Below are 12,358 nucleotides of genomic sequence, written 5' to 3'. Positions count from 1 at the left end.
ATCATAGTATTGTGGAAGGTCGACCATGTCGGAGGTGAATACAATGTCGCGAATTTCGATTGAACAAGTGAAACATGTCGCCGATTTGGCGCGGTTGGCGATTACGGATGAAGAGGCCGAGATGTTTACGAAACAGCTCGATGCGATTATTACGTTTGCCGAGCAGCTGAATGAATTGGATACGGAGAACGTTCCGCCGACTTCGCACGTGCTTGATATGAGAAACGTGATGCGCGAGGATATTCCAGAACCGGGGCTGCCGCGCGAAGAAGTGTTGAAAAACGCGCCAGATCAGCAAGACGGCCAGTTCCGTGTGCCGGCCATTTTAGAGTAAGGAGGGGGATTTATGTCGCTTTTTGACCATTCCGTGTCAGAATTACATACGTTGCTGAAGAAAAAAGAAGTGTCGATTTCCGATTTAGTCGACGAATCGTACCGCCGCATCGATGAAGTGGAAGAGAAAGTGCAAGCGTTTTTAACATTAAATGAAGAACAGGCGCGGGCGAAAGCGAAAGAGTTGGATAACCAGCTCGCCAAAGGCGAAGAAACGAACCCGCTGTTCGGCTTGCCGATCGGTATTAAAGACAATATCGTCACAAAAGGGCTGCGTACGACATGCGCCAGCAAAATTTTGTACAACTTTGACCCGATTTACGACGCCACTGTCATGGAGCGGTTGAATGCCGCAGGGACGATCACGATCGGGAAGTTGAACATGGACGAGTTCGCCATGGGCTCGTCGACGGAAAACTCCGGGTTTCAGCTGACGCGCAACCCGTGGGACTTAGAGCGCGTTCCGGGCGGCTCAAGCGGCGGTTCGGCGGCGGCGGTGGCGGCCGGCGAAGTGCCGTTTGCGCTCGGCTCGGATACGGGCGGTTCGATCCGCCAGCCGGCAGCGTTTTGCGGGGTTGTTGGCTTGAAGCCGACGTACGGACGCGTCTCGCGCTTCGGGCTTGTTGCGTTTGCGTCGTCGCTGGACCAAATCGGCCCGATTACGCGCACGGTCGAAGACAACGCGTATGTATTGCAAGCGATCGCGGGCGTCGACCCGATGGATTCGACTTCAGCGAACATTCCAGTGCCGAACTATGTGGAGGCGTTAACGGGCGATATCAAAGGGTTGAAAATCGCTGTGCCGAAAGAATATTTAGGTGAAGGCGTCGATGAAGGCGTGCGCCAGTCAGTGCTTGCGGCGCTTGCCGTGCTTGAGAAGCTTGGCGCGGCGTGGGAAGAAGTGTCGCTGCCGCATTCAAAATACGCCTTGGCGACGTACTATTTGCTCGCTTCGTCCGAGGCATCAGCGAACTTGGCTCGCTTTGACGGCGTCCGCTACGGCTATCGGACGGACAACGCGAAAAACTTGATCGATATGTATAAACTGACGCGAAGCGAAGGGTTTGGGGCGGAGGTCAAGCGCCGCATTATGCTCGGGACGTTCGCGTTAAGCTCGGGCTATTACGATGCGTATTACAAAAAAGCGCAAAAAGTTCGGACGTTGATCAAGCGCGACTTCGAAAACGTATTTGAACGATATGACGTCATCATCGGCCCGACAACGCCGACGCCGGCGTTTAAAATCGGCGAGAAAACGAGTGATCCGCTGACGATGTACATGAACGACATTTTAACGATTCCAGTCAACCTTGCGGGTGTACCGGCGATTTCTGTGCCGTGCGGCTTTGTCGATGGCTTGCCGGTCGGCTTGCAAATTATCGGCAAGCACTTTGATGAAAGCACCGTCTACCGCGTCGCCCACGCTTTTGAACAAGCGACCGACTACCATAAGCAAAAACCGGTGTTGTAAGGGGGGTTAGGTGATGAACTTTGAAACGGTCATCGGACTTGAGGTGCACGTCGAGCTGAAAACGAAATCGAAAATTTTCTCCAGCAGCCCGAACGCGTTCGGCGCGCCCCCGAACACGCAAACGAACGTCATTGACTTAGGGTATCCAGGCGTGCTGCCGGTGTTGAACCGACAGGCGGTCGAGTTTGCGATGAAAGCGGCGATGGCGTTAAACTGCGAAATCGCGACCGAGACGAAATTCGACCGCAAAAACTACTTTTATCCGGACAACCCGAAAGCGTACCAAATTTCGCAATACGATCAGCCGCTTGGCCGAAATGGCTGGATTGAAATTGAAGTAAACGGAAAAAAGAAAAAAATCGGCATCACCCGCATCCATCTCGAAGAAGACGCCGGCAAGCTGACGCATACGGGCGACGGCTATTCGCTCGTGGATTTTAACCGTCAAGGGACGCCGCTCATTGAGATCGTCTCCGAGCCAGACATCCGCTCGCCGGAAGAAGCGTACGCCTACTTGGAAAAATTAAAAGCGATCATCCAATATACCGGCGTTTCCGACTGCAAAATGGAAGAAGGGTCGCTTCGCTGCGACGCCAATATTTCGCTTCGCCCGCTCGGTTCGGACAAGTTCGGCACAAAAACGGAATTGAAAAACCTCAACTCGTTCAACTTCGTCCGCATGGGGTTGGAATACGAAGCGAAGCGGCAGGAGAAAATTTTGCTTTCAGGCGGCGTCATCCGCCAAGAAACGCGGCGCTTTGACGAAGCGACGAAAACGACCGTCCTCATGCGCGTCAAAGAAGGATCGGAAGACTACCGCTACTTCCCGGAGCCGGACTTGGTCATGCTCTATATTGACGACGAATGGAAAGAGCGTGTCCGCGCCTCGATTCCGGAGCTGCCTGACGCCCGCCGGAAGCGGTATATCGAGGAGTGGGGCTTGCCGGAATACGACGCCAAAGTGCTGACGCTGACCAAAGAAATGGCGGATTTCTTCGAAGCAACGGTCGCAAACGGCGCCGATCCGAAACTGGCGTCGAACTGGCTCATGGTCGAAGTATCCGGGTACTTAAACGCCGAGCAAAAAGAGCTCCATGACATCGCCTTGACGCCGGAAAGCTTGGCTGGAATGATCAAACTCATCCAAAACGGCACGATTTCGTCGAAAATCGCCAAAAAAGTGTTCAAAGAACTCGTCGAACACGGCGGCGATCCAGAGAAAATCGTCAAAGAAAAAGGGCTCGTGCAAATTTCCGACGAAGGAGCGCTGCGCAAAATCGTGCTCGAAGTGCTCGACGCCAACCCGCAGTCGGTCGAAGACTATAAAAACGGTAAAGACCGCGCGCTTGGCTTCCTCGTCGGCCAAGTGATGAAAGCGACGAAAGGGCAAGCGAACCCGCCGCTTGTCAATAAGCTGTTAGTAGAGGAAATTGGAAAACGATAATGAAACAATAGGAGGCCTGCCCACCGGCAGGCTCTGTTTTCAATAAAAATTTTTGCACTATTAAAAAAATACAATTGACAAACGTTGTGATCGAATGATAGATTTTTTATAAGAAAAAACCAATTGATTTAGTAGGATATGAAATCTCGAAGGGTCAAAGAGGGGAGAGGAAACGATGAGCAATGAACAAACCTTCCGCCCGGAGACGCTCGCCATCCACGCCGGGCAAAAACCGGATGCGGAAACGGGCGCGCGGGCGGTGCCGATTTACCAAACAAGCTCATATGTGTTCCGCGACAGCGAGCACGCGGCCAATTTGTTTGGTTTGAAAGAGGAAGGTTTTATTTACACGCGCATTATGAACCCGACAAACGATGTCTTGGAAAAACGGATCGCGGCGCTTGAAGGCGGCATTGGAGCGCTTGCGCTGTCATCGGGGCAGGCGGCGGTGTTTTATTCGATCATCAACATCGCCTCGGCGGGCGATGAAATCGTCTCGTCGTCGTCCATTTACGGCGGAACGTACAACTTGTTCGCCCATACGCTGCGCAAGTTTGGCATTACGGTGAAGTTTGTCGATCCGTCCGATCCGGAAAACTTTGAGCGGGCGATCACCGACAAAACGAAAGCGTTGTTTGCGGAAACGATCGGCAACCCGAAAAACGATGTGCTCGACATCGAAGCGGTGGCCGACATCGCCCATCGCCACGCCATTCCGCTCATTGTCGACAACACGGTGGCCAGTCCATACTTATTGCGGCCGATTGAATTCGGCGCCGATATCGTCGTCCACTCAGCGACGAAGTTCATCGGCGGGCACGGCAATTCGATCGGCGGTGTGATTGTGGACAGCGGCAAGTTTGACTGGAAAGGGAGCGGCAAGTTTCCGGAGTTCACCGAGCCAGACCCAAGCTACCACGGTTTGGTGTATGTGGACGCCGTCGGCGAAGCGGCGTACATCACGAAAGCGCGCATCCAGCTCTTGCGCGACTTAGGGGCAGCGCTGTCGCCGTTTAATGCGTTTTTGCTTTTGCAAGGATTAGAGACGCTTCACTTGCGGATGCAGCGTCATAGCGAAAATGCGCTCGCTGTTGCTAAGTTTTTGGAAGAGGAAGAAGCCGTCGAATCCGTCAGCTATCCAGGGCTTCCAAGCCATCCGTCACATGAACTCGCGAAAAAGTATTTGCCAAACGGGCAAGGTGCGATCGTTACGTTTGAAATCAAAGGCGGCGTCGAAGCCGGGAAAAAATTGATCGACTCGGTGAAGCTGTTCTCGCATTTGGCCAACATCGGCGATTCGAAATCGCTCATCATCCACCCAGCCAGCACGACGCACGAGCAGCTGACCCCGGAAGAACAGCTGTCCGCCGGCGTCACCCCAGGCCTTGTGCGCCTGTCTGTCGGCACCGAAGCGATCGACGATATTTTGGACGACTTGCGCCAAGCCATTCGCCAAAGCCAGACGGTGGGGGTGAAGTAGAAGTAGCGAAGCGGATATAGGAAACATTTAGAAAATATAAAGAGTGTCCTAAGCGAAAAAACAGGGCGCTCTTTTTTGATTTGCGGAGCAAACCGTTCTTCTCCTTCCCATTGTTCACGGCTTTCACTTTTGCGCAATTCCGGCACGCAAAGCAGCATCCTGAGAGCTGGCTGGCAACGATCGTGCGGAGGCCAGCGAATACACGACGGGCAGCGGGCATCACCCCCGCTTCCTTGATAGAAACCGCATCGCCTTGGCCCGAGATCTTTCTTACGCGTATGATAGCATTTAAGTTGCATATAGTGATGCTAGTTGAACGCAGCGTTCCACTAGCATCACGGGTCAATGATTTTGTATAAGCATGGATAAAATCTTCTGTTCGAAATTTTTGGCTCTTCACCACAAGTTGTACTTGAGATTTTAAGATAGGTATGCATAGAGAAAATAGAGGGTACAAAAAATGCGAATTTTCCTGTATGGTAAAGGTGACCAAGCCAACCCATTGGAGGAAAATTCGCATGTACGCTCAGTTTATCAAAGAACTCATCGATTTACCAGATGTTTTGATTCAAAAGGTGCGAAAAGAAGAAGAACGTTGGATTTTCGAACTTTCTCCCACCGAACAATGCCCGTTATGTCCTGTCTGCTTGAAGCGTACGATCAAAATGACAGGCAAAAAGAAGCAATGGATGCATGGGTATGCTCAACGGATCGGCATCTTTTGGGTGGAACTCCCTGTGGAGCGTAGACGTTGTGGCACGTGTGGCATGACATTCAGCACTTCTTATCCCGGAATTTCCCCTCGAAGTGTAGCGACGGATGCGTTTCAGCAATGGGCAGCGCAATGTTGCATCGGAACCTCCATTCAGGCGGTGGCTCGAATGCTCCAGCTTCCTTACACGACCGTTGAACGTTGGTTTTATACCCATGCCCCTTCCTTCCTATCGAATGACATCCAACCAAAGGCAGTTTGTGTCGATGAGTTTGCGTTTCGAAAAGGACATGACTACGGAGTGGCGGTCATGGATGCCGAAACGGGAGAAGTGTATGCCATTGAAGCAGGAAAGAACGAGGAAGCCATTGGACGTGCGTTGGCTCATGTGTCTGATTCTGTTCAGTATGTCGTGAGCGATTTGGCTCCAGCGATGAAAAAAGCCATTCAAGGGATGTGTCCGGAAGCGAAGCATGTGGTCGATGATTTTCATGTGATTCAGTTGTTTACAGAAGCGTTGGATCGATGCCGCAAATCCTTAGGAAAAGAGGGCAAGAAACATGGGCATGTTCGGTATGTTTGCCGCTTCTTGACCCAGTGCCCCGAGAAACTCACCGAGGAGGAACGCCAAACGGTGCAGAAGTGGCAGAACGCTTGGATTCATCGATACTTGTTTTGTCCTTGTTCCGCTGTTCGTGCCATCGCAAAAGCACTTGTCAAACGAACAGATGAAATCATTTCATGCATATTGTCTCCTTATTCGAATGGGAAGATGGAGGGAACGAATAACAAGATCAAGCTGATGAAACGTCGGGGATACGGATACCGAAATATCCAGCGTTTTGCACTGCGGGTTCGGCTAGAAACAGCTAACATACTTTCATGACAGGTGCAAGTACATCTTTTGGTGATGAACCAAATATATACCGGCACATTAGAAAAACCTTAGAATTTCAATCTATTCTAAATGTGAAAAAGGAGTTTTTCAGCTTGCTCATTAACTGCTTGGTGAAAAAAGATGGAATCTATGATGTCTTTATACATCTTTCATCAAGTAGTTAATGATAGATATCAACATATGGAAAGGAGGGAATGAAGAATGGCAAAGTTGGATGATTTCGATTTGGACATTGTTGTCAAAAAACAGGACAACATTGTACAACCTAATATTACAAGTAAATCTCTTTGTACCCCGGGTTGCATCACAGGAATCTTGATGTGCTTAACGCAAAATTCTTGTGTATCTTGTAACTCTTGCATTCGATGCTAATAACTTATAATTATTAATTGGAATATGGAAGAGTTGGAAAATTCTAGGATGATTGATCACAAGACAGCTTTCCAAGGAAAATAAAAGGGATTTAGTGCTTGGATCCACCCTTGATCGACACTCGTCAAGGGAGAAAAGGAGGACGATCCTGCGTTTTCAAAATTTATTAGGGGAGAGGGGATCGAATCATGAAGGAAAAACTTAAAATGGTTACTACTTTGCTTGCTTTTATCTCATTCATTGTGGTAGGGGGAGTCAGCGCCGCATCTTATGTTACGTATGCTGGGGTTCTCCCTCGTTTTCAAGGCGATACGGAATTAGCAAGCGCCAATAAAGCGACAAACAGTAAAAGTAAAGTGGAAAATTCGGTTGTGGGCGCCGATTATAAAGCAAACATGTGGATTCAGCAAGGTTCCACGAAAGTGTCGCCAACCGCGCTGAATGTAACCGATAATGACACGCGTTATTTCACTGTCGACCAAAGTGCTGTTGGCAAAAAAGTTTCATTAATGGCGGAAAATGCATCCTTCACTTACGTTACAGTTGACATCGCAGGCAAATTTTATCCCGACAATTGATCGATTTATAGGTATGTTCAGTCAACTTGGACAAGAAAGAGGTTTTCTTGGTCGGGGCGGTCTTCTTCAATATCACAAAGAAGACCGTCCTTAACAGAAGAATTAGGAGATGATAGTATGTATATAGAATTGATCAAACTTTTGAAAAATAGGAACTTTTACATCAGCGCAGCCTGCCTGTTGCTGCTTGTCATCGGCGCCGTCGTGTTGGGGGTGAAAGATTATCGTGAAAATGTGCAGTTGCTTGAACGAATTTACCACGACAATCCAAATGTTTTCGCCTTGGCATCGCCTCACCTTGAATGGGTTGGTCTAGGAGGCTTCCGCTTTAACGTATTTTCATCTCTATATTACTTCCTTTTTCCATTATTGTTGTCGATTCCATTGGTGGATTCGATTGATCGTGAGCGAAAGAGCGGAAATGTTCATTATCAATTGACACGGATGGGAAGAAGCGCTTATTACTGGGGGAAATTTTTGTTTTCTTATATCAGCGCGTTTTTCTTGTTTCTCCTTCCTCTTCTTTTTGGCGTCGTGCTCGTCAACCTTTTGACCAACCATTGGGATTATTCGAGCTTTTCCCAGGCATATCGGCAATTGGTCAATGGCACGTTGCCGTTGCCGGACAATTCGTTTGAAGGGGAAAAGAAAAGCCTTTTTTCTCCTTTATTGGAGATCTCCCCTTATTGGTATGTTCTCGCGTATTATATCATTGGCGGATTGTTTGCCAGCGGCTACGTCTGCCTTGGGTTAGGATTTTCCTTGTTGTTGAAAAATCGGTATTTGATTACTTTGATGCCACAAATCATTTATATGGTTTGTTGGGCGGCGCTGACTATCACCAACCAATTGGCTTGGGATCCGTTTAATTTCTTAATCCCTTCACAACCAGTGGAAGGATTGTCCTATTGGAAAATCGTCATCGTGTTTGTCCTCCAATTGTTGATTGCGGTAGCGGTATTTTCATATGGAGTGAAGAAAAGTGAAGATGTTCTCTAGACAGAACGTTTTTTTTGTTTGGCAAGATTTGCTGTTGCATCGAACCGTCATCAAAATGATTTTGGGCGTCATGGCTTTGTTGATGGTGGCGGGCATCTTGCCGCTAGGAATGGTGGTGGTGGGGAAGTGGCACAGCCTCAAAGATTTTATCTTGCTTTATCGGTATGAATTTTTTCATCTCCCTGCTTTTTTGTTTCTTTTAGGTTCCGCGCTTCAAACCAATGCGTGGGTGGTGCTAAGAAGATACCGCACGCGGAGGCAAATCGGTCTTCATAAAGCGTTGCTGGTCGTCGTTCTGGCGGGGGGCGTGTCTCTTTGGGTTGCCGCAGTAGGCGGATTATGTACAATGTTTGTGAAATACGTCATCTATCCTAATATGCCAAACGCCCATGCGGCTTTTTTGTACGTGCCGCATAGTGGGGATAAAAGCTCGTTTCTCTATTTTCTTGTCATGTACTTTTTCGTCACCGCGATATACGGATTGTTGTTTGTCGCATTCATTGATTTTGGGGGGAACCGCTTTTTCGCCTTCGCTGCCGTCATCATACTGGCTGTATTGGATATGTTCACTGTGCACATGCTCCCTTATTTGTTTTACATAAGTGAACAGACGGCTCCCGTTTGGACAATCTTAGTTCTCATTGCGATGATGCTGGTGCTGGTCTATACCATTTGCCTTTCGTCAAGCCAAAAAAACTACTATGTTCAGGATGATCTTTTATGAAACCGATGCATTTGGAGTTTACCCTGATCAAAATGGATGTCAAAAGAATTGTCATCACCTGCCTCCTGTTCCCACTGTTGGGCACTTTGATGTCCAGCTGGTCAGAGGCGTTTTCTTCCCAATGCCTATCGGAGTTGTTCTCCCGCTTATTCGGAGCGGTGACGATCTCGAATTGGATGTATTGGCTGATGATTTGCTTCGGCTATGTGGTGTTGCTCCAAATCGTTTGGAAAAAGCGGGATAAATATTTTGAACATAAACTGTTCATTTTGTTGAGGGATACGACGTCGTACACGATGGCTAGGCTGCTGGCAGGTGTTCTATTTACATTGGTGTATGTCTTGTCGGTGTTTTTGATCGCTGGCGGCTTCGGTCTCTTTGTGTCGCATATGGCGTTTTCGTTTGACCGTTCGCTCGTGCTCATGTTCGTGGGCATCGCCGTGAATTTGTATTGGCACGCCAGCGTGTGGATGTTGTTGAACGTGTATGCAACCCATCACTTGGCGAATGTTGTCATTCTCGCTTTGTTTTTTGTGGGTGTCAAGATGCCAACGCCTTTTATTCCTTTGTACTACAGCATGGCGGATCTCGTGCGGAGCAGCTCGATGTTCTGGTCGGCGTTGATGGTGGAGCTCTTGTCGATCGTTGCGTTCGGGTATTGGACGATCAAGAGAGTGAAGAACGCGGATTATATGTAGGAGGTTTTCAATTATGAAGGCGATCGTCTTATCCAATGTTTCCAAAACGATAAAAGCAAGGGAAGTTTTGCGCAATATCAACTTAGAGTTGGAAAGAGGAAAGATTTATGGATTTGTCGGGCCGAACGGGTCGGGAAAAACGATGTTATTCCGAGTCATCAGCGGACTTGTGAAGCCGTCCAGCGGCACGGTGGCGGTATTTGGCCAGACGTTGCACCAAGATGTATCATTTCCGAGCGATATTTCTGTTTTGTTGGAAAAACCAGGTTTCCTTGAACAATACTCAGGATTCGATAATTTGCATTTTTTAGCCATGATTCAGAACAAAATCGGCGAACGTGAGGTAAAAGAGGCGATCGAGCGAGTGGGGTTGAATCCGCATGATAAAAGGCCGGTGAAAGCGTACTCTCTTGGAATGAGACAAAGACTGGCCATCGCACAATGCATCATGGAGAAACCGCAGCTGATGTTGCTCGATGAACCGATGAATGCTTTGGATGAAAAATCGGTGGACCAAGTGTACCAAATTATTCGGGAGGAAAACAAAAGAGGCTGCACCATTTTGTTGACGTCTCACAACAAGGTGGACATTCAGTCATTATGCCATGAAGTATATTCGATGAATGAAGGGGTGATTACGGGTATGACCCATATTACGGCAGAATGACTGTCATGTGTGTAATGTCGAAATTCGCGAGGGGGTGGCCATCTTGAACAACCAACTGTGCGAAGGTGCCGCTTCCGTGTTCATGGGACAATCAAAAGTGAACCAATAGCTTCCTGCATCTGAGGAGGATGCTGGGAGCTTCAGTGCAGCAGCTCTTCTTCGTTGCGCCACTCCCCCATCCTACTCTTGAACAGGAGAGCCGCCATGGAAATGCCAAGATGTTGTGTGTTTTGCTTGGGTCAACAACTCTTTGAGGCAATCCCCATAGCCATCAAGTGAAGCCTTGGAGCGAGTAGCTCCAAGGCTTCACTCTTCATCTTTGGAGGCTGTGACCGTGAGAATATATAAAGATAGGCATGCCAAATACACCTTCCCGATAGAAGGTTTTTTTCATGGTATGAGGCGGGAATTTCTTACGACACCGGCATGATGACCAAACTCTCGATAATGTCTAAAGCGCTCTTTTTTGTATAACGCCTTGATTTTTTTCCGTGTTGAGCGATGATGTCACACAGTTTTAAAAGAAGTTGGACAGCTAACGCCTCCGAACACCATAAGGCTTGAAATAAATCCATACCGAACTCCTTGATCATACTCATCGCCTTATATTCGCTCAATTCCTTTTTCTGTTTTCGATAGAGCCATTCCCGCATTTTAAACATGACAGTGGAGCTGATCAATAAGGCAATCAATGTTCCATACAGGTGGCACTGAAAGCGAGCCCCTTTCATCGGTTTGAATCGATGAATGTGAAACAGGGATTTCCATGTCTTAAATACCACCTCAATCTGCCAGCGAAGAGAATACAGCGTATGAATTTCGTGCAAAGAGGTATAAATCGCTGGAATATTGGTGATATATACATATATTGGGTGGGGGCGTCGCGTCACGTACGCGGCCCCTTTTTGTTTCGCCTTCTGTTTCCATTGTCCTTCCTTCTGTCGCTCCTGTTCTTCTGTCAGCCGATACACAATGAGCCGCGGTTGATGAACTTTCTTTCCACTGACATACGCATGTTCCAGTTCCATGGTTTCTCCCGGTTGCAGCACCGCAAGGAAATCCTCTGGTTCCCATTTTCGAAATCGGTCCCCTTCTTTTTGGTAAATCCCTACATTGTGTTTGAGCCGTGAAATATAAAAGGCCCCGGCGTCATGAATGGCTTGCAATCCCTCAAGCGAAAAATAGCCTAAGTCTTTCAAACAAAGGTCTCCCTCTTGGATGGTCGATAGAAGGGACGCTCCGTAGGCGGCGTCGTGATGACGGGCATCTTCGACGTCCACATGGAGAACCTTCCCTTCTAGCCATTCATATTCTAGCTGAATTTTCACCCCAGGCCCCGTACATCCCTCGTAAATCCCCTGGATTTCAGGAGGCAGTTGAAACGACGTGGAATCGAGAATGCGAATCCGGAGAAACAGCGAATGTCTTGGACATAAGCGACGGGCCTCCTGAGTCTGATGAATGAGCAGTTTTTCAAACACCGCTTTGAGGAAACTCACCGCTTTTTCATGAAACCGTTGATTGAGCCCTTCCGCACTCAGAGAGGTGTTTTGCTTGAGAGCTAGAGCACTGCAAAGCTGCACCAATGATTTTTGACCGCCTCCTTCCTGGAGAAATGTGCAAAGTGCCACGAAATCATGGGCGCGTAACTTCCCCTTTCGTTGAATAAATTGATGATCTCGGGCCATATGTTCAAGTTCTTCGCACGATAACACGCTTCTTAATCCGTCTAAAAAACAATGCCATTCTTCTTGGAGAGATAAGGACGTCTTCAAAAAAACCACCCTTTCTAAGACATTATGAGGTCTTCAAAAGGATGGTCCAATGAGGCATATATTTATTCCTGTTTTCTTGTGTGAGTAAAATATTTGTGGGTGACATTCCGAAATGATCCCCGACGAGGGTTGCGAACTTTTGTTCGCGACGCTCGTCGGGGCCACCAAGCGAAGCGCGGTAGAAAAAGCAAATGTCGTGAAAAAAGG

General features: G+C 48.3%; 12 protein-coding genes. 11 read left to right on the top strand and 1 reads right to left on the bottom strand.

The window, feature by feature from the left end:
* Nucleotides 1–43 precede the first annotated feature (43 nt).
* The 11 genes from gatC (at nucleotide 44) to ccmA (ending at nucleotide 10,376) form a co-directional block, all read left to right on the top strand.
* On the top strand, nucleotides 44–334 hold the full coding sequence (gatC, locus tag CWI35_RS08825) for an Asp-tRNA(Asn)/Glu-tRNA(Gln) amidotransferase subunit GatC (RefSeq protein ID WP_011229790.1): 291 nt from the start codon (nucleotides 44–46) through the stop codon (nucleotides 332–334).
* 12 nt (nucleotides 335–346) lie between these two features.
* Nucleotides 347–1,804 carry an Asp-tRNA(Asn)/Glu-tRNA(Gln) amidotransferase subunit GatA gene (gene gatA, locus CWI35_RS08820; RefSeq protein WP_011229791.1) on the top strand — a complete coding sequence of 486 codons (1,458 nt, stop codon included), beginning with the start codon at nucleotides 347–349 and terminating at the stop codon, nucleotides 1,802–1,804.
* Nucleotides 1,805–1,817: 13 nt separating this feature from the next.
* Nucleotides 1,818–3,248, top strand: a complete 1,431-nt coding sequence (gatB, locus tag CWI35_RS08815) for an Asp-tRNA(Asn)/Glu-tRNA(Gln) amidotransferase subunit GatB (protein ID WP_011229792.1) — start codon at nucleotides 1,818–1,820, stop codon at nucleotides 3,246–3,248.
* 175 nt (nucleotides 3,249–3,423) lie between these two features.
* Nucleotides 3,424–4,728, top strand: a complete 1,305-nt coding sequence (locus CWI35_RS08810; RefSeq protein ID WP_023633356.1) for a homocysteine synthase — start codon at nucleotides 3,424–3,426, stop codon at nucleotides 4,726–4,728.
* A 518-nt stretch (nucleotides 4,729–5,246) separates the two neighbouring features.
* Entirely contained in the window at nucleotides 5,247–6,326 is a 1,080-nt protein-coding gene (locus tag CWI35_RS08800) for an ISL3 family transposase (RefSeq protein ID WP_011229794.1), read from the top strand.
* A 213-nt stretch (nucleotides 6,327–6,539) separates the two neighbouring features.
* Entirely contained in the window at nucleotides 6,540–6,710 is a 171-nt protein-coding gene (locus CWI35_RS08795) for a gallidermin/nisin family lantibiotic (protein WP_011229795.1), read from the top strand.
* Nucleotides 6,711–6,898: 188 nt separating this feature from the next.
* Nucleotides 6,899–7,288: a hypothetical protein gene (locus CWI35_RS08790; RefSeq protein ID WP_011229796.1), complete on the top strand. Its 390-nt coding sequence runs from the start codon at nucleotides 6,899–6,901 to the stop codon at nucleotides 7,286–7,288.
* A 117-nt stretch (nucleotides 7,289–7,405) separates the two neighbouring features.
* Nucleotides 7,406–8,287, top strand: coding sequence for an NADH dehydrogenase (locus CWI35_RS08785; protein ID WP_011229797.1), 882 nt, complete (start codon nucleotides 7,406–7,408; stop codon nucleotides 8,285–8,287).
* Complete coding sequence (locus CWI35_RS08780) at nucleotides 8,271–9,011, top strand: hypothetical protein (protein ID WP_014194784.1); 741 nt, start codon at nucleotides 8,271–8,273, stop codon at nucleotides 9,009–9,011. Before CWI35_RS08785 ends, CWI35_RS08780 begins: the two co-directional genes overlap by 17 nt.
* Complete coding sequence (locus tag CWI35_RS08775; RefSeq protein WP_011229799.1) at nucleotides 9,008–9,709, top strand: hypothetical protein; 702 nt, start codon at nucleotides 9,008–9,010, stop codon at nucleotides 9,707–9,709. The genes CWI35_RS08780 and CWI35_RS08775 overlap by 4 nt, the downstream gene beginning before the upstream one ends.
* Nucleotides 9,710–9,722: 13 nt before the next feature.
* The gene (gene ccmA / locus CWI35_RS08770) at nucleotides 9,723–10,376 is read left to right on the top strand and encodes a heme ABC exporter ATP-binding protein CcmA (RefSeq protein WP_011229800.1); all 654 of its coding nucleotides are present in this window, start codon (nucleotides 9,723–9,725) and stop codon (nucleotides 10,374–10,376) included.
* A gap of 413 nt (nucleotides 10,377–10,789) precedes the next feature.
* Here the strand turns inward: ccmA and CWI35_RS08765 are convergent, their stop codons facing one another.
* Entirely contained in the window at nucleotides 10,790–12,151 is a 1,362-nt protein-coding gene (locus CWI35_RS08765) for an IS4-like element ISGka3 family transposase (protein WP_011229802.1), read from the bottom strand.
* Between the last annotated feature and the right edge of the window lie 207 nt (nucleotides 12,152–12,358).

Source organism: [Bacillus] caldolyticus, assembly GCF_003595605.1.
GTDB lineage: Bacteria > Bacillota > Bacilli > Bacillales > Anoxybacillaceae > Geobacillus > Geobacillus thermoleovorans.
The sequence above is the reverse complement of the archived record's forward strand: the minus strand, read 5'-3'. Positions and strand labels throughout refer to the sequence as shown.